The 22,267-nt window shown below is 70.2% G+C and carries 16 protein-coding genes; 8 read left to right on the plus strand and 8 right to left on the minus strand.

All coding sequences use genetic code 11. From position 1 onward, the window contains the following. The first annotated feature begins 76 nt into the window (after window positions 1-76). Window positions 77-1,369, plus strand: coding sequence for an ATP-dependent Clp protease ATP-binding subunit ClpX (gene clpX / locus ACX80W_RS15335; RefSeq protein ID WP_459284784.1), 1,293 nt, complete (start codon window positions 77-79; stop codon window positions 1,367-1,369). A gap of 125 nt (window positions 1,370-1,494) precedes the next feature. Continuing rightward, window positions 1,495-2,109 (plus strand): mycothiol-dependent nitroreductase Rv2466c family protein, encoded by a 615-nt coding sequence (locus ACX80W_RS15340; protein WP_459284786.1) that lies wholly within the window; start codon window positions 1,495-1,497, stop codon window positions 2,107-2,109. A gap of 98 nt (window positions 2,110-2,207) precedes the next feature. Here the strand turns inward: ACX80W_RS15340 and valS are convergent, their stop codons facing one another. Continuing rightward, window positions 2,208-4,841: a valine--tRNA ligase gene (gene valS, locus ACX80W_RS15345; protein ID WP_459284788.1), complete on the minus strand. Its 2,634-nt coding sequence runs from the start codon at window positions 4,839-4,841 to the stop codon at window positions 2,208-2,210. Window positions 4,842-4,922: 81 nt separating this feature from the next. Here valS and ACX80W_RS15350 point away from each other — a divergent pair, with 81 nt between their 5' ends. The 6 genes from ACX80W_RS15350 (at window position 4,923) to ACX80W_RS15375 (ending at window position 12,793) form a co-directional block, all read left to right on the plus strand. After that, entirely contained in the window at window positions 4,923-5,723 is an 801-nt protein-coding gene (locus ACX80W_RS15350; protein WP_459284791.1) for an SDR family oxidoreductase, read from the plus strand. 428 nt (window positions 5,724-6,151) lie between these two features. Then, window positions 6,152-9,472, plus strand: a complete 3,321-nt coding sequence (ileS, locus tag ACX80W_RS15355) for an isoleucine--tRNA ligase (protein WP_459284793.1) — start codon at window positions 6,152-6,154, stop codon at window positions 9,470-9,472. Beyond that, complete coding sequence (locus ACX80W_RS15360) at window positions 9,469-10,845, plus strand: bifunctional folylpolyglutamate synthase/dihydrofolate synthase (RefSeq protein ID WP_459284795.1); 1,377 nt, start codon at window positions 9,469-9,471, stop codon at window positions 10,843-10,845. Before ileS ends, ACX80W_RS15360 begins: the two co-directional genes overlap by 4 nt. Before the next feature lie 4 nt (window positions 10,846-10,849). Next, a complete protein-coding gene (locus ACX80W_RS15365; protein ID WP_459284796.1) occupies window positions 10,850-11,293 on the plus strand; it encodes a DUF4233 domain-containing protein in 444 nt (147 codons plus the stop codon). An 81-nt stretch (window positions 11,294-11,374) separates the two neighbouring features. Next, on the plus strand, window positions 11,375-11,797 hold the full coding sequence (gene ndk, locus ACX80W_RS15370) for a nucleoside-diphosphate kinase (protein ID WP_459284798.1): 423 nt from the start codon (window positions 11,375-11,377) through the stop codon (window positions 11,795-11,797). Window positions 11,798-11,833: 36 nt separating this feature from the next. Continuing rightward, on the plus strand, window positions 11,834-12,793 hold the full coding sequence (locus tag ACX80W_RS15375; protein ID WP_459284800.1) for an aldo/keto reductase: 960 nt from the start codon (window positions 11,834-11,836) through the stop codon (window positions 12,791-12,793). A 491-nt stretch (window positions 12,794-13,284) separates the two neighbouring features. Here ACX80W_RS15375 and ACX80W_RS15380 read toward each other — a convergent pair whose 3' ends face one another. From ACX80W_RS15380 to ACX80W_RS15410, 7 genes are all read right to left on the minus strand, one after another. Then, window positions 13,285-15,408: a 3-hydroxyacyl-CoA dehydrogenase NAD-binding domain-containing protein gene (locus ACX80W_RS15380; RefSeq protein WP_459284802.1), complete on the minus strand. Its 2,124-nt coding sequence runs from the start codon at window positions 15,406-15,408 to the stop codon at window positions 13,285-13,287. After that, complete coding sequence (locus tag ACX80W_RS15385; protein ID WP_459284804.1) at window positions 15,405-16,655, minus strand: thiolase family protein; 1,251 nt, start codon at window positions 16,653-16,655, stop codon at window positions 15,405-15,407. Before ACX80W_RS15385 ends, ACX80W_RS15380 begins: the two co-directional genes overlap by 4 nt. Before the next feature lie 84 nt (window positions 16,656-16,739). Next, window positions 16,740-18,083 carry an HRDC domain-containing protein gene (locus tag ACX80W_RS15390; RefSeq protein ID WP_459284806.1) on the minus strand — a complete coding sequence of 448 codons (1,344 nt, stop codon included), beginning with the start codon at window positions 18,081-18,083 and terminating at the stop codon, window positions 16,740-16,742. 33 nt (window positions 18,084-18,116) lie between these two features. Beyond that, window positions 18,117-18,752 (minus strand): DUF3000 domain-containing protein, encoded by a 636-nt coding sequence (locus tag ACX80W_RS15395; RefSeq protein WP_459284808.1) that lies wholly within the window; start codon window positions 18,750-18,752, stop codon window positions 18,117-18,119. An 85-nt stretch (window positions 18,753-18,837) separates the two neighbouring features. Further along, window positions 18,838-19,908 (minus strand): threonine aldolase family protein, encoded by a 1,071-nt coding sequence (locus ACX80W_RS15400; RefSeq protein ID WP_459284810.1) that lies wholly within the window; start codon window positions 19,906-19,908, stop codon window positions 18,838-18,840. A gap of 24 nt (window positions 19,909-19,932) precedes the next feature. Then, on the minus strand, window positions 19,933-20,685 hold the full coding sequence (locus ACX80W_RS15405) for an SDR family NAD(P)-dependent oxidoreductase (protein ID WP_459284812.1): 753 nt from the start codon (window positions 20,683-20,685) through the stop codon (window positions 19,933-19,935). After that, window positions 20,682-22,049, minus strand: a complete 1,368-nt coding sequence (locus ACX80W_RS15410; protein ID WP_459284814.1) for a DUF6421 family protein — start codon at window positions 22,047-22,049, stop codon at window positions 20,682-20,684. The genes ACX80W_RS15405 and ACX80W_RS15410 overlap by 4 nt, the downstream gene beginning before the upstream one ends. Window positions 22,050-22,267: the final 218 nt, after the last annotated feature.

Below are 22,267 nucleotides of genomic sequence, written 5' to 3' on the forward strand. Positions count from 1 at the left end.
ATTTTGGTACTGAATAGCGGGATCATGTGGCCTAGAGTGGAAACAGCAATCAAGTACCACGTAAGGGGACTGACACATGGCTCGCATTGGTGAGAGCGCGGATCTGCTGAAGTGCTCTTTCTGTGGAAAAAGCCAGAAGCAGGTGCGGAAGCTCATTGCCGGCCCCGGGGTCTACATCTGCGATGAGTGCATCGATCTGTGCAACGAGATCATCGAGGAGGAGCTTTCGGAGGTCGCGGACCTCGGCACGTTCGAGCTGCCCAAGCCCCGCGAGATCTTCGACTTCCTGCAGGAATACGTCGTGGGCCAGGAGCCGGCGAAGCGCTCCCTGGCTGTTGCTGTCTACAACCACTACAAGCGCATCCAGTCCGGCAGTGCTCCGCGCACCGCCGGGACCCTCACCGGCACGCCCGGCGCCGAGGAAGTGGAGATCGCCAAGTCCAACATCCTGCTGATCGGCCCCACCGGCTGCGGCAAGACCTACCTCGCCCAGACCCTCGCCCGCCGGCTGAACGTGCCGTTCGCCGTCGCCGACGCGACGGCGCTCACGGAGGCCGGCTATGTCGGGGAGGACGTCGAGAACATCCTCCTGAAGCTGATCCAGGCCGCCGACTACGACGTGAAGAAGGCCGAGCAGGGCATCATCTACATCGACGAGATCGATAAGATTTCGCGCAAGAGCGAGAACCCCTCGATCACCCGCGACGTGTCGGGCGAGGGTGTGCAGCAGGCGCTTTTGAAGATCCTGGAGGGCACCGTGGCGTCGGTGCCGCCGCAGGGCGGGCGGAAGCATCCCCACCAGGAGTTCATCCAGATCGACACGACGAACGTGCTGTTCATAGTCGCGGGAGCCTTCGCGGGCCTCGAGGAGATCATCGGGTCGCGGGCCGGCCGGAAGGGCATCGGTTTCGGCGCCCCGCTGAGCTCGCTGAAGAACGAGGAAGTCAGCTACGGCGACGTCATGCCCGAGGACCTGCTGAAGTTCGGCCTGATCCCCGAGTTCATCGGGCGGCTTCCGGTCATCACCACCGTGACCCACCTCGACCGGCCGGCGCTCATGCAGATCCTCACCGAGCCGAAGAACGCCCTCCTGAAGCAGTACCAGAAAATGTTCCTGCTCGACGGCGTCGACCTGTCCTTCGAGCCCAAGGCGCTGGAGGCCATCGCCGACCTCGCCCTGGAGCGGGGGACCGGTGCCCGCGGGCTCCGGGCCATCATGGAGGAAGTGCTGCTGCCGGTCATGTTCGACCTGCCGAGCCGTGACGACGTCGCCTCGGTGGTCATCACCGCCGAGGTCGTCGCCAAGCGTGCCGAGCCGACGCTGATTTCGCACGACGTCGTGGCCAAGCGCCGCACCAAGTCCGCCTAGTCGCCATCCCCCTGCGGTAGCAGAACCGCAAATACCCGGCATCGGTGCCGTGCCCCTGAAGGGCACGGCACCGTTTTTTCTGTCCGTCCCCTCACGTTCGATCCCAACCTCGAAGGAGTATCTCCGTGCAAAATCCCTTGGCCGAGAAGGCCGACTTCTGGTTCGACCCGGTGTGCCCGTTCGCTTGGGTGACCTCCCGTTGGATGGGTGAGGTGGAGCAGGTCCGCAGCATCAGCATCGACTGGCATGTGATGAGCCTTTCGGTGCTGAATGAGGGCCGCGACCTTCCGGCGGACTACCGGGACCTGATGGACGCGGCCTGGGCGCCGGTGCGTGTGCTGATCGCGGCCGAGACGCTGCACGGCAGCCGGTACACCAAGCCGCTCTACGATGCCATGGGCACCCGGATCCACCTCGGCGGAAACCGCGACTTCGAACTGGTCATCAAGGAAGCCCTCGCGGAGGTGGGGCTCCCGGACGAGCTCGCGGACTACGGCTCCACTGAGGAATTCGACGCCGGGCTGCGCGCCTCCCACCAGGGTGCCATCGACAAGGTGGGCAATGAGGTGGGAACTCCCGTTGTCGCCTTCAACGGCACGGCCTTCTTCGGCCCGGTGCTCACCCGCATCCCCCGTGGTGAGGAAGCCGGACGCCTCTTCGATGCCGCCGTGCAGCTTGCCGCGTTCCCCGGGTTCTTCGAGATCAAGCGCTCCCGTACCGAGGCGCCCAGCTTCGAGTAGGGGATCGACGCCTCCCGCCCGGCGGCAGACACACGAACGGCCCCGCGCTCTGCGCGGGGCCGTTCGTCGTTGCGGGCGCCTGGGCCCCTTACAAATGCTTACGCGTCGGCGGGCGAGACCTCGGCCGGGACCAGCTCCACCGCGGAGACGGTGAGGTCGCCGTCGCCCTCCGCCAGGGTGAGGTCGCGCGCGTTGCCGGCCGCGAGCAGGTCCGGCAGGCCCGCCCGCAGGTGGGCCACGCGGGCCGGCGGCGCGGTGACGACGGCGGTGGCCACCTCGGTACGCTGCTTGACCTTCGCCTCGGACTTCGCCTTCCGCACGCCGCCCAGCGCCAGGGCGACGGAGGTCAACAGTTCCGGATCGGCGCCGTCGAGGCCCTGCAGGGCGCCGGCGTCGGGCCACGGCGCGCGGTGCACCGAACCCTCACGCCACCAGCTCCAGACCTCGTCGGTGGCGAACGGCAGGAACGGCGCGAACAGCCGCAACAGCGCATCGAGCGTCGTGGCAAGGGCGGTGAGCACCGACTCCTGCCCGTCCCCGCCCGCCGCACCGTAGGCGCGGTCCTTCACGAGTTCCACATAGTCGTCGGTGAAGGTCCAGAAGAAGGACTCGGTGAGCTGGAGGGCCCGCGCGTAGTCGTACTTCTCGAACGCCGCCGTCGCCTGCGCCGTGACCTCGCGCAGCTGCGCCAACAGGGCGAGGTCCAGCGGCTGCGTGACCTTGGCCAGGGCCGCGGGGGAGGCCGAGGCCTCGGTGGCGCCGAGGTTCAGGACGAACTTCGACGCGTTGAGCAGCTTGATCGCCAGGCGGCGGCCGATCTTCATCTGGTTGATCTCGTAGGCGGTATCGGCGCCGAGCTTGGCCGAGGCCGCCCAGTACCGCACCGCGTCCGCACCGAACTGCTCGAGCACGTCGGTGGGGACCACGACATTGCCCTTGGACTTGGACATCTTCTTGCGGTCCGGGTCCAGGATCCAGCCCGAGATCGCCGCGTGGCGCCACGGCGGGGAGTCCTGCAGCGCATCGGCCCGCACGGCGGTGGCGAACAGCCACGTGCGGATGATGTCGTGGCCCTGCGGGCGCAGGTCGAACGGGAAGACGCGGGAGAACAGTTCCTCGTCCCGCGACCAGCCGCCGACGATCTGCGGGGTCAGCGACGACGTCGCCCAGGTGTCGAGCACGTCGCTGTCGCCGATGAAGCCGTTCGGCTGGTTCCGGTCGCTCTCCTCGAAGCCGGGGGCCGGCTCGCCGGCCGGGTCCACCGGCAGGGACTCGAGGGAGGGAACGATCGGGTTCCCGTAATCCGGCTCGCCGTCGGCGTCCAGGCGGTACCAGACCGGCACGGGCACCCCGAAGAAGCGCTGGCGGGAGACCAGCCAGTCGCCGTTGAGGCCCTCGATCCAGTTCTCGTAGCGGGAGCGCATGAACGCGGGGTGGAAGTCGATCTCCCGGCCACGGGCGAGCAGCCGCTCGCGCTTGTCGGCGTCGCGCCCGCCGTTGCGGATGTACCACTGGCGGCTGGTGACGACCTCGAGGGGCTTGTCGCCCTTCTCGTAGAAGTTCACCGGGTGCATGATTTTCTTCGGCTCGCCGTCGAGGTCACCACTGGCGCGCAGCAGTTCGACGACGGCCTCCTTGGCGCTGAAGATCGTCTTGCCGGCCAGGGCCGCGTAGTTCTCCCGGGCCCGGTCGGTGGCGATCCACTCGGGGGTCTCGGTGCGGATGCGTCCGTCCCGGCCGACGACGGCGCGGGTGGGCAACTGCAGTTCGCGCCACCAGGTGACGTCCGTGAGGTCGCCGAAGGTGCAGATCATCGCGATGCCGCTGCCCTTGTCGGGCTTGGCCAGCGGGTGGGCCTTGATCTCCACCTCGACGTCGAACAGGGGAGAGGTGACGGTGGTGCCGAAGAGCGGCTTGTAGCGTTCGTCGTCGGGGTGGGCCACCAGGGCCACGCAGGCCGGCAGGAGCTCGGGCCGGGTCGTCTCGACGTGGATCTGCTGCCCGTCGGGGGCATGGAAGGCGATGCGGTGGTAGGCGCCGGGCTGCTCGCGGTCCTCGAGCTCGGCCTGGGCAACCGCGGTGCGGAACGTGACGTCCCACAGGGTCGGCGCCTCGGCGAGGTAGGCGTCCCCGGCGGCGAGGTTGGCCAGGAAGGCGCGCTGGGACACGGCGCGGGAGGTGTCGTCGATGGTGCGGTAGGTCAGGTTCCAGTCAACCGACAGGCCGAGGGTGCTGAAGAGGTCCTCGAAGACCTTTTCGTCCTCGACGGCGACCTGCTCGCAGAGCTCGATGAAGTTGCGCCGCGAGACGGCGTCGAAGTCCCGCTGGTTCTTGGCGGGCTGGGCCGGCGGGTTGTACTCCGGGTCGTAGGGGACCGAAGGGTCGCAGCGGACCCCGAAGTAGTTCTGCACGCGGCGCTCGGTGGGCAGGCCGTTGTCGTCCCAGCCCATCGGGTAGAACACGTTCTTCCCGCGCATGCGCTGGAAGCGCGCCATCACGTCGGTCTGGGTGTAGGAGAACATGTGCCCCACGTGGAGCGAGCCCGACGCCGTCGGCGGCGGAGTATCGATCGAGTACACCTCCGCGCGGGTTGTGTCGCGGCGGAACGCGTACGTCCCGTTGTCCCTCCACTGCTTCGCCAGGCGGGGCTCAAGGCCCTCCAGGGCGGGCTTGTCGGGAACGGTGACGGGCTGGTGTGCGGGCGTGTCTGTGCCCTGAGTGTTGTCGGCCATGCCCTCCATTCTTCCACGGCGCCCGCCGGTGCCGGCCGCCGCGCCCGGCCCGATGCGGGGAGGGCTGGCTAGAGTGGTGCAATGAGCACCGAATCAGCGCCTTCTTACGTCATCGGGTCCCCTTCGCGCAGCACGGCGGGGCCCCTGCGCGCCGTGGTGACCGGCGCCAGCTCCGGGATCGGCGCCGCCACGGTGCGCGCCCTGCGCGCTGCCGGCTGGGACGTCACCGCCGCCGCCCGCCGGGCCGACCGGCTCGAGGAGCTCGCCGGGGAAACCGGCGCACGCGCCGCCGTCGTCGACGTGACCGACCAGGACTCCGTCGACGCCCTGGTGCGGGAGGTCACCGCCGACGGCGAGGTCAACGCGGTGATCAACAACGCCGGCGGGGCGTTCGGCATGGAGCCGGTGGCCGAGGCCCGCACCGCCGACTGGGAACTGATGTACAACGTGAACGTCCTCGGGTCGATGCGCATCACCCGCGGGTTCCTGCCGGCGGTCCGCCGCAGCGGCCACGGCAGCTTCGTGTTCCTCACCTCCACGGCGGCCCTTGCCGCCTACGAGGGCGGGGCCGGATATGTCGCGGCGAAGGCCGCCCAGCAGGCGCTGGCGCGCACCCTGCGCCTCGAGGAGGCCGCGAACAATGTGCGGGTCATCGAGGTGGCCCCGGGCATGGTCCACACCGAGGAGTTCTCCCTCAACCGGCTCGGAAGCAGCGAGGCGGCCGAGCAGGTCTACGCCGGGGTCGCGAACCCGCTGACCGCCGAGGACGTGGCGGAGGCCATCGTCTTCGCGCTCAACGCACCGCTGCACGTCAACGTCGACACGCTGGTGCTCCGCCCGCTGGCCCAGGCCGCGAACCACAAGGTCATCCGCGCCACCTGAGGGCCGTGCCGCGGTGGTCCGGCCGGTGTTCAAGGCGGTGCTCCGCGCGCCCGCGGCGGGTCCGCGTAACCTTCCCGCGGGCGCCCGGGGCCCTTTTCGACACCGCCGACCGCGGACGGCTAGACTTTGCACATAAGCGTCGAACCGGCCATCACCGGGGAGCTTCCGGAAGAACAGCGCGGCGGACCCTGCGGGTCCCGCTCCGCCCAGTAGAACCGGACGGGTGGGCCCGTCACCGCCTGAAAATGAGTGGCAGCCCCGTGGGTCCGGCCTCCCGATGGAGGTCCGGCATGCGGCGGCGGCAAGTGAGGTGGTACCGCGGGTTCCGCTCCCGGTGGCCGGCATCCCCGGCCCCCAGGTCCAGAGCACGTCCTCGCAGCAGGATGACCGCCCCTTGTTCTGTCTCCACCGTTGTTCAGGATGAATAAATGCCCCAGATCTACCCCAAAGCCACCTCAGCCACCGACTCCGCCCCCGGCGGGCAGGCCCAGCCGGAAGGCGCCGGCGCCTCGCCGCGCTTCCCGGAGATCGAAGAGCGGGTGCTGAAGTACTGGGACGCCGACGGCACCTTCCAGGCCTCGATCGACGCCCGCGACGCCGGCGAGAACGGCTCGAACGAATTCGTCTTCTACGACGGCCCGCCCTTCGCCAACGGCCTGCCGCACTACGGCCACCTGCTCACCGGCTACGCCAAGGACCTCGTGGGCCGCTACCAGACCCAGCGCGGACGCCGCGTCGAGCGGCGCTTCGGCTGGGACACCCACGGCCTGCCCGCCGAGCTGGAGGCGATGAAGCAGCTGGGCATCACCCAGAAGCAGCAGATCGAGGCCATGGGGATCGATAAGTTCAATGACGCCTCCCGCGCCTCGGTGATGAAATACGCCGGGGAGTGGAAGGACTACGTCACCCGCCAGGCGCGCTGGGTGGACTTCGAGAACGACTACAAGACGCTCAACATCGAGTACATGGAGTCGGTCCTGTGGGCGTTCAAGACCCTCTACGACAAGGGCCTGCTCTACAACGGCTACCGGGTGCTGCCCTACTGCTGGAACGACGAGACGCCGCTGTCCAACCACGAGCTGCGCATGGATGACGACGTCTACCAGGACCGGCAGGACCAGACCGTCACCGTCACCTTCCCCATCCTCGCCGGCGACTCCGCGCTCTCGAAGGAACTGGCCGGCGTGGCCGCGCTCGCCTGGACCACCACGCCCTGGACCCTGCCCACCAACGCCGCGCTCGCCGTCGGGCCGGACATCCGGTACGCCGTCGTGCCCGACGCGCGGGAGGCAGCGGACGGGACGTCGGGGCGCTTCCTGATCGCCGAGGACCTCCTCGGCGCCTACGCCAAGGACCTCGGCTATCCCGACGCCGCCGCGGCCGCCGCCGCGGTCACCGGCACCTACGCGGGCACCGAGCTCGAAGGGCTCACCTACGAGCCCCTGTGGGATTACCTCGCCGATCCCGGGGCCGGCGGCTACACCAACGCGTTCCGGTTCCTCGTCGCGGACTATGTCACGACGACGGACGGCACCGGCATCGTGCACCAGGCGCCGGCCTTCGGCGAGGAGGACCAGAAGATTTCCGAGGCCGCCGGCATCCAGGTGATCATCTCGGTGGACTCCGGGGCCCGCTTCCTGCCGATGTTCGGCACGGGACCCCTCGCCGAGATCGCCGGCCAGCACGTCTTCGCGGCGAACAAGCCGATCACCCGGGCCCTGAAGGAGCAGGGGCGCCTCGTGCGCCAGGCCAGCTACGTCCACAGCTACCCGCACTGCTGGCGCTGCCGGAACCCGCTGATCTACCGTGCGGTGTCCTCGTGGTTCGTCGAGGTGACGAAGGTCAAGGACCGCATGGTCGAGCTGAACAAGGAGATCAACTGGATCCCCGGCAGCGTCAAGGAGGGCCAGTTCGGCAAGTGGCTCTCCAACGCCCGCGACTGGTCCATCAGCCGCAACCGCTACTGGGGCAGCCCCATCCCGGTGTGGGTCTCCGACGACCCCACCTACCCTCGCACCGACGTCTACGGCTCGCTGGCCGAGATCGAGGCGGACTTCGGCCGGCTGCCGCTGAACAAGGACGGCAAGCCCGACCTGCACCGCCCGTTCATCGACGAGCTGACCCGGCCGAACCCTGACGACCCGCGCTCCCCGGAGGAGGGCGGGTCGACGATGCGCCGCGTCTCCGACGTCCTGGACGTCTGGTTCGACTCCGGGTCGATGCCCTACGCGCAGGTCCACTACCCGATGGAGAACGCCGACTGGTTTGCCTCGCACAACCCGGGCGACTTCATCGTCGAATACATCGGGCAGACCCGCGGCTGGTTCTACACCCTGCACGTCCTGGCGACGGCCCTCTTCGACCGCCCGGCCTTCCGCAACGTGATCAGCCACGGGATCGTGCTGGGCTCCGACGGGCAGAAGATGTCGAAGAGCCTGCAGAACTACCCCGACGTCTCCGAGGTCCTCGACCGCGACGGCTCCGACGCGATGCGCTGGTTCCTGATGTCCTCGCCCATCCTGCGCGGCGGCAACCTGGTGGTCACCGAACAGGGCATCCGCGACGGCGTGCGCCAGGTGCTCCTGCCGCTGTGGAACGTCTGGCACTTCTTCAGCCTCTACACCAACGCCGCCAACGGCGGCGCCGGCTACGAGGCGCGCGCTGTGAGCGCGGAGGCCGCGGCGGCGCTGCGTGAACCCCTCGACCAGTACCTGCTGGCCAACACCGGCAACCTGGTGCGGGAGGTCACCGAATCGCTCGACGCGTTCAACATCAGCGACGCCAGCGAGTCGCTGCGCCGCTACCTGGACACGCTGACCAACTGGTACGTCCGGCGCAGCAGGCAGCGGTTCTTCGACGAGGACACCGAGGCCTTCGACGTCCTCTACACCTGCCTCGAGGCAGTGTGCCGGGTCGCGGCGCCGCTGCTGCCCCTGATCTCCGAGGAGATCTGGCGAGGGCTCACCGGCGGGCGCTCGGTGCACCTCACCGACTGGCCCTCGGCCGCCGCGTTCCCCGGGGCGCCCGACCTCGTGGAGCGCATGGACCGCACCCGGCAGATCTGCTCGGCCGGGTCGAGCCTGCGCAAGGCCGCCAACCTGCGGGTCCGGCTGCCGCTGTCCGAGCTGATCGTCGTCGCGCCCGCCGCGGCGGCCCTGCAGGGCCAGTTCACTTCGATCATCGCCGAGGAGCTGAACATCAAGTCGGTGCGCCTGATCGACGACGCCGACGCCTCGCCCGAGGAGTTCGGCATCACCCAGCGGCTCGCCGTCAACGCCCGCGCCGCCGGACCGCGCCTCGGGAAGAACGTCCAGACCGTCATTAAGGCCGCCAAGGCCGGCGACTGGTCCGTGGACGACGAGGGCGCCGTCACGGCCGGCGGAGTGGCCCTGGAGCCGCAGGAGTACACGCTGGAAACCGTTGTCGACAGTGCCGATTCCGCCGAGAAGGCCGTCGCGGTGCTTCCGGGGGGCGGGTTCCTCGTCCTGAGCACCGCCGTCACCGAGGAACTCGCCGCCGAGGGCACGGCCCGGGACGCCATCCGTGCCATCCAGCAGGCCCGCCGCGACGCGGACCTGTCGATCAGCGACCGCATCACGGCAACCGTCGAGACGGCCGCCGCCAGCGTGAAGGCCCTCCAGGACCATGCCCGGCTCATCCAGGATGAAACCCTCACCAATGAACTGATCGTGCGGGCCGGCAACGGCTCGGGCGAGGACTTCCGCGTCACCGTTGAAAGGCACAAGTGAACCCGAACGACGAAGCGCCCCTTGATAAGTTCTCCGTCGAAAGCGTCTACGCCGAGCTGCTGAGCCGCGCCCCCGAGAACAAGATGGAACCGCGCATGGCTCCGATGTTCTGGGCCATGGACATCCTCGGCGAGCCGAACAAGGCCTTCCCGATCGTCCACATCACCGGAACGAACGGGAAGACCTCGACGGCGCGGATGATCGAATCCCTGCTGCTGGCGCACGACCTGCGCACCGGGCGCTACACCAGCCCCCACCTGTCCAAGGTGACCGAGCGGATCAGCATCGACGGCGAGCCCGTGGCCGACGAGACGTTCGTGCGCGTGTGGGACGAGATCCGCCCGTACCTGGACATCGTCGACGCGGAACTCGAAGCCGCCGGGGAGCCGCGGCTGACCTACTTCGAATGCGTCACCGTGCTGGCCTTCGCCATCTTCGCCGACACACCCGTCGATGTCGCCGTCATCGAGGTCGGGCTCGGCGGGATCACCGACGCCACGAACGTCGGCGACGGCGCGGTCTCGGTGGTCACCCCCATCTCCCTTGACCACACCGACCTGCTCGGGGACACCGTCGAGGACATCGCCTACGAGAAGGCGGGCATCATCAAGCCCGGCGGCTTCCTCGTCAGCGCCGCCCAGCCCCGCGACGCCGCGCAGGTCCTCCTTGAGAAGGCGCGCGAGACCGGCGTCGAGTTCCGCTTCGAAGGCGTCGAGTTCTCGGTCGACTCCCGCAGCGTCGGCGTCGGCGGGCAGGTCGTCTCCATCACGGGCATCGCCGGCCGCCGCTACGAGGAACTTCTCGTCCCACTCCACGGCGAGCACCAGGCGCAGAACGCCGCCGTCGCCATTGCGGCCGTCGAGGCGTTCTTCGGCGGGGGAGCCTGCCAGCTCGAGCCCGACGTCGTGCGCGCCGGACTGCGCGCCGTGACCTCACCGGGCCGCCTCGAGGTCGTGCGTACGGCCCCGAGCATCCTCGTCGACGCCGCCCATAACGCCGACGGGGCGCGCGCCGCGGCGCGCGGCATCGCCGAGGCGTTCCAGTTTCCCCGCATCGTGCTGGTCATCGGGGTGCTCGCCGACAAGGACGCCGCAGCCATCCTGGCCGAGCTCCACGAGGAGCTCTCCGGGGTCCTGGAGGACGTCGTCCTGACCCAGTCGACCTCGCCCCGCGCGGTTCCCGCCGCCGACCTGCTCCAGGACGCCCTCGCGGCCGGGTTCGCCGAGGAGAACATCCACATCGCCGAACGCCTCGACGACGCCCTCGAATGGGCGGTGATGAAGGCCGAGGAGGACGGCGACCTCTCCGCCGGCATCCTCATCACCGGCTCGATCACGGTTGTCGGCGAGGCCCGGACCCTCCTAGGAAAGTAGGACCATGGCCCGCCTGACCAAGGCCCAGCGCGAATGGCGTCCCGGCATGCCCAAGAAGCGCCGCTCGATTAAGATCCTGTTCGCCTCGACGGTGCTGGTGCTCGAGGCGTTCGTGGTGCTCTTCGGCACGCTCGTGGTGTTCGGGCTGCGGCGCGACGAGATCGCCCCGGCGCTCATCCTCGGCTCAGGGGTGGCCCTGAGCGTGCTCCTGGTGCTCACCTGCGCCGTGCTGACCCGCCCGTGGGGCATCGCCGTCGGGTGGGTCCTCCAGCTGGCCATCACCGCCACGGGGTTCCTCGAGCCGGCCATGTTCTTCGTCGGCGCCGCCTTCGCCCTCACCTGGCTCTACGGCGTACGGACCGGCAGGAGGCTTGACCGGGAGAACGCGGAGCGGGACCGTGCGCAGGCCCAGTGGGAGAAGGAGCACCCCGAGGCGGCCGCCGAATAGGCAGCACCCTGCCTGTCTTTAGTAGAGTCGGGGGCGGAGCTATTCCAAGCCTTTCCCCAACAACCCCCTTGGAGGACCCGCGTGAGCACTGAACGCACCCTTGTACTGATCAAGCCCGACGGCGTCGCGCGGAACCTGACCGGCACCATCCTCGGCCGCATCGAGGCCAAGGGCTACACCCTGGTCGACCTGCGCCTGATGTCCGCGACGCGCGGCCTGCTCGAGGAGCACTACGCCGAACACGTCGGCAAGCCCTTCTACGAGCCGCTCGTCGAGTTCATGCTCAGCGGCCCGATCGTGGCCGCCGTCTTCGAGGGCCAGCGCGTCATCGAAGGGTTCCGTTCCCTCGCCGGGGCGACCGAGCCGACGGCCGCGGCGCCGGGCACCATCCGCGGCGACTTCGGCCGCGACTGGGGGCTGAAGGTCCAGCAGAACCTCGTCCACGGTTCCGATTCGGCCGAATCCGCCGCCCGGGAAATCGGCATCTGGTTTTCCGCTTCCTGATCCCGCCGCACCGGACTCCCCGGGAAGGGTGAGGGAATGACCGACTACCGACGGCTCGGCGGCTCCGGCCTGAGCGTCTCAACGGTGGGCCTGGGCTGCAACAACCTCGGCCGCCCCGGCACCGCCACCGAAACCCAGCAGGGGACGGACGCCGTCGTCGGCGCCGCAATCGAGGCGGGGATCACGCTGTTCGACGTCGCCGACATCTACGGCGGGCAACCGGGCCTGAGCGAGGAGATGCTGGGCCGGGCCCTCGGCAAGCGCCGGGACGACGTCGTGCTCGCCACGAAGTTCGGCGCGGACATGCGCGGCGCCAACGGGCCCGACTGGGGTGCCCGCGGCTCCCGCCGGTACATCCTGCGCGCCGTCGAGTCGTCCCTGAAGCGGCTGGGCACCGACTGGATCGATCTCTACCAGTATCACGTGCCCGATCCCGGCACGCCCATCGAGGAGACCCTGTCAGCGCTGGACACGCTCGTCAGCGACGGCAAGGTCCGCTACCTCGGGCACTCGAACCGGGCGGGTTGGCAGATCGCCGAGGCCGAGTTCACGGCGCGGATGGAATGGCTCACCCCCTTCGTCTCGGCCCAGAACGCCTACAGCCTGCTTGACCGGCGGGCCGAGGACGAAGTGATTCCGGCCGCCGCGGCGTACGGGCTGGGGCTGCTGCCCTACTTCCCGCTGGCCAACGGGCTGCTGACCGGCAAGTACTCCTCCGGCACGGCGCCCGAGGGCAGCCGGCTCACCCGGGTCCGCACCCATCTCCTTGAGCAGGCCGACCTGCGGCAGCTGAAGGCCTTCGGCGAGTTCGCGGCGGCCCGCGGGCTGACCGAGGTGCAGGTGGCCTTCTCCTGGCTGGCGGCCCAGCCGGCCGTCTCGAGCGTCATCGCCGGAGCCACCACCCCGGAGCAGGTGACCCAGAACGCGGCGGCCGTGTCGTGGACGCCGTCGTCGTCGGACCTCGAGGAGCTGGACCGGATCTTCCCGCCCGGCTGAGGCCTTCCTGCGGGCATGCGTCGCCGGGGCCCGCGCCCGAAAGCGACGGCGGCACCCGAAAGCGACGGCGGCACCCGATATTGCGGGTGCGTGCGTCGTTATGTGGTGCGTGCGTCGTTATGTGGCGCTTCCATCCCGGGCAGGCGGGAGCACCGGGGTCCTGGTCCGCGCGGCCCGCTCGAGGTCCGGGGTCTCCGGATGGAGGTGACCAGCGCGCCTGAATGCGACGGCGGTGCCCGATAGCGACGTACGCGCCGGGAATATGCGGTCCGTTCGTCGCAATCCGGCGCGGTGAACGCTGTGCGGCCGGTTCGTCTCTATCCGGCGCGCCCGTCGGCATCCGTTCCCCGGCTCCGCACCACGGGCGACCGCGGTGCAAGGAAGCGACGAACCCACCCGAAAACGACAAACGCACCCGAAATACCGGGTGCGTTTGTCGCTATCTGGCGCGTGCGTCGCTATCTGGCGCGTACGTCGCGAACGGGTGCGGCCTAGCGGAACGTCCTGCCTCGAACCCGCTCCGAGGCACCCGTGCGGTCGAGGTAGGGCGTGATACCGCCGAGGTGCATCGGCCAGCCGGCGCCCATGATCATGCAGAGGTCGATGTCCTCCGGAGCGGCGACGACGCCCTCGTCGAGCATCCTGCCGATCTCGTCCGCGAGGGCGTCCTGCGTGCGCCGAAGGATCTCCTCACCCGCCGACGGCGAGGAGCCGCGTTCCATCAGGGCCAGGGTGGACTCGGGCACCGTTTCCCGGCCCGACCCGTCCTTGACCCACAGGCCCTTGACCCCCGCGTCGATCAGCTTCTGCTGGTTCGCCGAGATGTGGAACCGGTCGCCGAAGGCCGCGTGCAGCGACTCCTGGACGTGCTGGCCCACCGGCAGGCCCACGAGGGCCAGCAGCCGGAACGGCGTCATCGGCAGGCCCATCGGGCGCAGCGCGTTGTCGGCGGTCTCCGCGTCGGTGCCCTCGTCGAAGACCTTGGTGATCTCGCCGAACATGCGCCCCAGGATCCGGTTGACCACGAACGCCGGGGCGTCCTGCACCAGGACGGCGTTCTTCTTCAGCTGCTTGGCCAGGGCGAAGGCCGTGGCGAGCACGGCGTCGTCGGTCTTGGGCGCCCGGACGACCTCCAGCAGCGGCATGGCCGCCACGGGGTTGAAGAAGTGGAAGCCGACGACCCGCTCGGGGTGGGCCAGGTCGGCGGCCATGTCGGTGACCGACAGGGACGACGTGTTCGTCGCGAGGATGCACTCGGCGGACACGACGGCCTCCACCTCGGCGAAGATCTGCTTCTTGACGCCCATCTCCTCGAAGACCGCCTCGATCACGAAGTCGGCGTCCGCGAAGGCCTCCTTCGAGACCGATCCGGTGACCAGCGCCTTCGTGCGGTTCGCGGCGTCCTGCGAGAGCCTCTTCTTCCCGAGGAGCTTGTCGACCTCGGCGTGGACGTAGCCGACGCCCTTGTCCACGCGCGCCTGGTCAATGTCCGTCAGGACCACCGGCACCTTCAGCTGGCGGGCGAACAGCAGCGCCAACTGGCTGGCCATCAGGCCCGCGCCGACGACGCCGACCTTCGTGACCGGGCGGGCGAGTTTCGCATCGGGCGCCCCGGCGGGCCGCTTGGCGCGCTTCTGCACCAGCTCGAGGAAGGCATACACCGTCGCATGGAACTCCGGGGTCTGCATGAGTTCGGCCAGCGCGATGCATTCGGCCTCGGCGGACTGCTCGCGGGTCAGGGTCCTGCCCGCCTCGAACAGGTCCAGGACGCGCGACGGCGCCGGGGCGGCGTTGCCGGTGCGGGCCTGGATGAAGGCCCGTCCCGCGGCGGCGGCGGCCTCCCAGTCGGCGTCGCTGTAGGCGGTGAAGCCGGCGCGGCGCTCCGTGAGGGCCTGCACCGCCGCCGGGTCGCCGGCGACGATCCGGGCGGCCCAGGCCAGAGATTGCTCGAGGAAGTCCGCCGGCTCGAAGAGCGCGTCGGCGATGCCGAGCCCAAAGGCGGCGGCGCCGTCGAGCATCCGGTTGTTGCTCAGCGGGTTCTCGATCATCACCTTGACGGCGGAGGCCGGGCCGACCAGGCGCGGCAGCCGGTACACCCCGCCCCAGCCGGGGACCAGGCCGATGAACGCCTCGGGCAGGCCGAGCCCGCTGGCTCCGGTGGAGACGGTGCGGTAGTCGGCGGCGAGGGCGATCTCCAGGCCGCCGCCAAGGGCCACCCCGTTGATGAAGGCGAAGCTGGGGACGCCGAGGGAGCCCAGCAGGTCGTACGCCGCATGGCCCAGTTCGGCCATGGCCCGGCCGTGCTCCTCGGCCTTGAGCGACTTCACCGTCGAGAGGTCGGCGCCGGCGACGAGGAAGTAGGGCTTGCCGGTGATGGCGACCGCGGCGATCTCGCCGCGGCTGCTGCGCTCCTTGAGGCCCTCCAGGGTGCGCCCGAACTCGATCAGCGTGTTCGGGCCAAGGGTGGTCGGCTTGGTGTGGTCCTTGCCGTTGTCCAGGGTGATGAGCGCCAGGGTTCCCGCGCCGCCGGGCAGCGCGACGTCCTGCACGTAGGAGTGGGTGACGATCTCGTTGGGTACGAGCCCGGCGAGTTCCTCAAAGCGTTCGAAGCTCATGCTGCGTCCTGTCCGTAGTCGGCGTGGCGGGGGTTTTCCCAGATGACGGTGGCGCCCATGCCCAGGCCGATGCACATGGTGGTCATGCCGTAGCGCACCGAGGGGTCCTCCTCGAACTGGCGGGCGAGCTGGGTCATCAGGCGCACGCCGGAGGAGGCGAGCGGGTGCCCGACGGCGATGGCGCCGCCGTAGCGGTTGACGCGCGGGTCGTCGTCGGCGATCCCGAAGTGGTCGAGGAAGGAGAGCACCTGCACGGCGAAGGCCTCGTTGATTTCGAACAGGCCGATGTCGTCGATGCCCAGGCCGGCCTGGCGCAGTGCCTTCTCGGTGGCGGGGACCGGGCCGATGCCCATCACCTCGGGTTCGACGCCGGCGAACGCGTAGGCGACCAGGCGCATGCGGACCGGCAACCCGAGCTCGGCGGCACTGTCGGCCGAGGCGAACAGCGCGGCGGTGGCCCCGTCGTTGAGGCCCGCGGCGTTGCCGGCGGTGACGCGCCCGTGCGGGCGGAACGGGGTGCGCAGCTGGGCGAGGTCCTCCACGGTGGTGCCGGGGCGCGGGGGCTCGTCGACGCTGTGCAGGGTCCAGCCTTCGCCGGCCTTCCGGCCCGCCACGGGCACCAGGTCGGGCTGGATCCGGTTCTCCGCGTAGGCGGCGGCGAGCTTGGCCTGGCTGCGGGCGGCGTAGGCGTCCGTGCGGTCCTTGGTGATGGCGGGGAACCGGTCGTGGAGGTTCTCGGCGGTGTTGCCCATGTTCAGGGCCGCCGGATCCACGAGCCGTTCGGACAGGAACCGGGGGTTCGGGTCGGCGCCCTCGCCCATGGGGTGGTTGCCCATGTGCTCGACGCCTCCCGCGATGGCGACGTCGTAGGCGCCGAACGCGATGCCCGACGCCGTCGTGGTCACGGCGGTCAGCGCGCCGGCGCACATCCGGTCGATGGCGAAACCCGGGACCGTGCGGGGCAGTCCGGCGAGCAGGGCCGCGGTGCGGCCGATCGTCAGGCCCTGGTCCCCGGTCTGGGTGGTGGCGGCGATGGCGACGTCGTCGATGCGTTCGGGCGGGAGGGAGGGGTTGCGGCGCAGCAGGTCGCGGATGCACTTCACCACCAGGTCGTCGGCCCGCATCCCGGCGTAGATGCCCTTGTCGCCGGCCTTCCCGAAGGGGGTGCGTACGCCGTCGACGAAGACGACGTCGCGCACGCTGCGGGCGGTGCCGCGGGCAGGGGTGGTTGCTGCTGGTTGGCTCACGCTGTGCTCCTCGTTGAGATGTTGATCCGCCCTCATGTTACTCATCGGTAACTTAGCGGTGCAAGTGGAGCCCGCGCACCGCTGCTACCCCGTGGCCTCCATCGGCCCGGCGTCCGGCGCCGCCTTCGGCGCAGCGGCCTTGACCGGCAGCGGATCGGGGTCGAGGAAGGCCACCGTGATGACGGCCGCCACCCGCTCGATCTGCCAGGGCCGGGCCCCCAGTTCGGCCAGCGCGGCGCTGATGCTCTCCAGGGTGATCTCGGCGGGCGGGCGCCACGCGATCCGCCGCAGGTAGTCCGGAGTCAGCAGGTTCTCCACCGGCATGTCCAGCTTCTCGGCCTGGGCCGCGATCCGGGGACGGACCGTCAGGAGGCGGGCGGCGGCCTCGGGGTCCTTCTCCGCCCACACGCGCGGCGGCGGGGGAGTGTTGCTCGCGATGTGGAGGGGCGGCAGGTCCTTGGCCCGGCGCGCCTCGTTGATGCTGCGCATCCAGCGGGTGGCCTCCTTCTGCGCGGCGCGTCCGTGGAAGCCCTTGGTGGCCAGCAGCTGCGGCACCGTGGCGGGCATGGCCTTGGCCGCAGCGACGATGGCGGAGTCCGGAATCAGCCGGCCCGGTGCGACGTCGCGCCGCTGCGCCAGCTCCTCGCGTTCGGTCCACATCCGGCGGACCGCCTCGAGCTGGCGGCGGTCACGGATCTGGTGGAGCCCCGAGGTGCGGCGCCAGGGGTCGGTCTTGGGCTCGGCCGGGGGAGTGGAGCGGATGTGCTCGAACTCCTCATCGGCGATCGCAAGCTTTCCCTGCCCGTCCAGCAGCGCCGCGAGCTTGCCCCGCAGTTCGCTGAGCACCTCGACGTCAAGGGCGGCATACCGCAGCCACGGCTCGGGCAGCGGGCGGGTGGACCAGTCGGCCGCCGAGTGTTCCTTGGCGAGGGTGTACCCCAGCTGGGACTCGATCACGGCGGCGAGCCCGACGCGCGGAAGTCCGGCCAGGCGTGCGGCGAGCTCGGTGTCGAAGAGGCGGTCGGGCCACATGCCCAAATCCGACAGGCAGGGCAGGTCCTGGCTTGCCGCGTGCAGGATCCACTCGACCCCCTCGAGGGCGTCATCGATGATCTTCAGGTCGCCGAAGGGCTCGGGGTCGATGAGCCAGGTTCCGGATCCCTCCCTGCGGATCTGGACGAGGAAGGCGCGCTGGCCGTACCGGAAACCGGAGGCGCGCTCGGCGTCGACGGCGGCCGGCCCGGTGCCCGCGGCCAGTGCCGCGGCGGCCCGCTCCAGGCCGGCGGGGGTGTCGATGACGAAGGGGACGCCGTCGCGCGGTTCGGCCAGCAGCGGCAGGGTCCCGTCGTCCGCGCCGTTCCCGGGGGTCCCGGTGTTTGCCGCGGCGTCGGCGGGCAGGTCCTGCTGATCGGAAATCTCGGAGCTCATGGTTGTTCCAGTCTATCGGTCGGCCGGAAGGGCCTAGCTGCGCCGGTGCGGCAGGGACAGGACACCCTCGGGCAGGGGTGGAAGCCCCGCGAAGGTGCACACCATGTCGGACCAGGCCTCGAGGTGCCGCCGGATCTCGGTGCTGTCCGGTGTCCAGGAGGCCCGCAGCTCGATGTCGATCGTGTCGGGGCGGTCCTCGAGGGTCCCGTAGCTCTCGGAGAGGATCCTGGTGGCCGTCCCGCCGGCGTTGTGGTGGGCGGCCCCGTGGTTCTCAAGCGCCTCGGCAAGCCAGGTCCAGGCCACCGAGCCGAGCAGGGTGTCGTTGCCCATGTCGGGTTCGAGCTGCGCGCGGATGTAGGTGACGATGCGGAACTTCCCATCCCACACCGCGGAGCCCTGCGGGTCGTAGAGCAGGATGAACCGCCCCGCGGCAAGCTCCTCGGCCTCCTGCGGGACAAGCTCGGCCCCCGCGGGCCCATGGACCGGGCGCCGCGCCGGCTGCGCCTGCTGGTACACCTCCGCGCCGAGGGCGACGGCGAACGGGGCCAGGCGCGAGGGTGCCGGAAGCTCCTCCAGGCGCAGCTCGGGGCGGCAACGGGCCTCCTTGAGACCGGCCAGGGCCGTTCGGAATTCGTTCGGTGCCTGCGACAGGCCGCCACGTGAGCTCACCCCCGCAGGCTATGCCATGCCCTGCGGCCTGTCGCGGGGTGACGCGCTGTGGTTACCTTTTCGTAACCATCGGGGAGGGGAGGGCTCAGGCGCCGGTTTCCCGGGCGATCGCCGCGGCGAAGGCGTCGACGTCCTGCTCGGTCGTGTCGAACGAGCACATCCAGCGCACCTCGCCGGTCGCCTGGTCCCAGTCGTAGAAGCGGAACTGCTTCCGGATGCGGTCGGCGGCGGCCGGGTCGAGGATCGCGAACACCGCGTTGGCCTTGGTCTCCTGGGTGAGCCGGACGCCGTCTATGCCGCGGACCGCCTCGGTCAGCCGTGCGGCCATGGCGTTGGCGTGCGAGGCAGAGCGCAGCCACAGGCCGTCCTCGAGCAGGGCGATGAGCTGGGCCGAGACGAAGCGCATCTTGGAGGCCAGCTGCATGTTCATCTTGCGCAGGTATTCGAGGCCGCTCGAGGCCGCGGGGTTGAGCACGACGACGCATTCGCCGAACATCAGCCCGTTCTTCGTGCCGCCGAAGGAGAGGATGTCCACCCCGGCGTCGCGGGTGAACGCCCGCAGCGGCAGCCCGAGCGCCGCGGCGGCGTTGGCCAGCCGGGCGCCGTCCATGTGGAGGTGCATGCCGCGGGCGTGGCAGTGGTCGGCGATGGCCCGGATCTCCTCGACCGTGTACAGCGTGCCGAGTTCGGTGGTCTGGGTGATCGAGACCGCCAGCGGCTGCGCCCGGTGGGCATCGCCCCAGCCCCAGGCCTCCCGGTCGATGAGCTCAGGGGTGAGCTTGCCGTCGGGGGTGGGGACGGGGAGCAGCTTCATCCCGCCGACGCGCTCGGGGGCGGCGTTCTCATCGACGTTGATGTGCGCCGTGGCCGCGCAGATGACGGCGCCCCAGCGGGGGAGGATCGACTGCAGCGACAGCACGTTGGCACCGGTGCCGTTGAAGACGGGGAACGCCTCGATGCCTTCCCCGAAGTGCTCCTCGAGCAGTTCCTTGAGCCGGGCGGTGTAGACGTCGTCGCCGTAGGCCACCTGGTGGCCGCCGTTGGCCGCCGCGATGGCGGCGAGCACCTCGGGGTGGACCCCCGAGTAGTTGTCGGAGGCGAAGCCGCGCTCGTTGGTGTCGTGCAGCGGTCGGAAGGTCGTCAGAGTCTCAGTCACTTTTCCATTATCCCCTAGCGGCGTTCAGCCGTCGGCTTTGGCCAGCAGGTCCGCCGGCGGCGTGCGCAGGCCGTTGAGGTCCGCCGCGGGCGCCTCGAACAGTGCCGCGGCGGCCCGGGCGAGGTCGTCCACGTGGGTGTAGCCCGGGAAGCGCCGCTCCGGCTGGGCCTCGCGCATGGCGTCGTCCAGCAGGGCCTTGACCACGAGCGCCGTCGCGGCGGCTCCGGATCCGTCGCGGGCGAAGCCGTCGGCGACGGCGCGCAGCCAGGTCTCCACGGAGGCCTTCACGGCGGCGTAGGCGGCCCCGCCCGCGGTGGGCGCGTCGACGGCGGTTGCCGAGACGGTGGCGAGCCGGCCCCGGGGGGAGCGGGCGAGCTGGTCGTAGAAGGCGCGGCTCGTGTTGAACAGCGTGCGGAACACCGAGTCGTGGAGGAAGGAGTAGTCCGCGTCGCTCTGGCCGGTGATGCCCGTGCCGCCGCGCCACCCGCCGACGAGGTGGATCAGCCCGTCCGCGCCGCCGTGCTCCGCCTCGACCGCCGCCGCGAGGGCCGTGACGGCAGCGGAGTCGGTCAGGTCGCACACGCGCCCCTCCACCCCGTCAAGGTGCCCGACGGCGGCCTGCAGCCGGTCGGCGTTCGAGCCGACGGCGATCACCGAGGCGCCCCGCGCCGCAAGTTCGCGGGACACGGCCACCCCGGAGGGGCTGGTCGCCCCGGCGACGACGACCGTGAGGCCGGCGAGCGGGGTTCCGCCCGCCGGCTGCGGGACGCTCGTCACGCCGAGGCCCCGGTGATTCCGGCCGTCGATTCGATGACCGGCTTCATCTTGCGGTCAAGGGCCTCGAAGAACATCGACAGCGGGAACTCGTCGTCGAGGACGGCGTCGGTCAGGCCGCGCGGCGGGCCGCTGAGCGGCAGGGCGTCGGGGCCCTTGGCCCAGACGGAGGCCGGGTGCGGCGTGACGGTCTTGGAGACCAGCTCGTAGGCCGCCAGCCAGTGGGCGGTCTTCGGGCGGTCGATCGAGCGCCAGTACAGCTGCTCGATCTCCTCGCCCAGGGCCACGACGACGTCGGCCACCTCGTCCCAGTCGAAGGTGAGCTTGGTGTCGGTCCAGTGCAGGACCCGGTGCTGGTGCATCCAGGCGAAGAGCAGCTGCCCGCCGAGGCCGTCGTAGTTGCGCACGCGGGATCCGGTGATGGCGAAGCGGAAGATCCGGTCGAAGATCACCGCGTACTGCACGAGGCGGGCGTGGCGGCGGGCCTCGGGGGAGGCCTCCTCGTCCTTGCTGATGCGCACCGATTCGCGGAACGCGGTCAGGTCACAGCGGAGCTCCTCGAGGGAGTAGAGGAAGAACGGCATGCGCTGCTTGATCATGAACGGGTCGAACGGCAGGTCACCGCGCATGTGGGTGCGGTCGTGGATCAGGTCCCACATCACGAAGGTTTCCTCGGTCAGCTTCTGGTCGGCCAGCAGTTCGCGGGCCTCTTCGGGCAGCTCCAGGCGGGTGATGTCGGCGGCGGCCTCGACGACGCGGCGGAAGCGCGCCGCCTCGCGGTCGGCGAAGATGGCACCCCAGGTGAAGGTGGGGGTTTCGCGGACCGCGACGGTCTCGGGGAAGAGCACCGCGGAGTTCGTGTTGTAGCCCTCGGTGAAGTCGAGGAAGCGGATGGGGACGAAGAGTCCGTTCGAGTACTCGCCGGCCTCGAGTTCGGCGATGAACTCGGGCCAGACGACCTCGATCAGCACGGCCTCCATCAGGCGGCTGCTGCTGCCGTTCTGCGTGTACATGGGGAAGAGGACGAGGTGGGTGAGCCCGTCGACGCGGTGCTGCTGGGGCTGGAAGGCCAGCAGGGAATCGAGGAAGTCCGGGACGCCGAAGTCCGCATCGGCCCAGCGCTGCAGGTCCTGAACCACGGCCGTGAGGTAGGCGGCGTCGTGCGGGAAGGCGGGGGCCAGTTCGGTCACCGCGTCGATGATCGTGGCGTTCAGTGCGGCCGCCTTGGGGCGGTCGGCGGGCTCGGCGACGGATCCGTCCTTGATCTGCAGCTGCTGCAGGGCGCCGGCCGCGGCCTTGAGCCGGAGCCAGGCGGGGTGCTCAGCGAGGGCGGTGGAGCTGATCGGGGAGGATGCCAGGGTGGTCATGGAGGCCTGCTTTCGGAGCGGCCCCGGCGGGCGGGGCGGTGGATCGGATGCTGAGGCGAGCCTAGCAACAAAAAAGCATTGCTTACTCGAGCTCGGGCATCTGATTAGACACTCTTATGCTGCTCCGGCGTCCTTCCGGGGTGAGGCCAAGAGGCCCTGGGGGGGGGGGGGGGGGGGGGGGGGGGAGGGGGGGGCGGGGGGGGGGGGGAGGGGGGGTG

It is taken from the genome of Arthrobacter melezitosi (assembly GCF_054511055.1).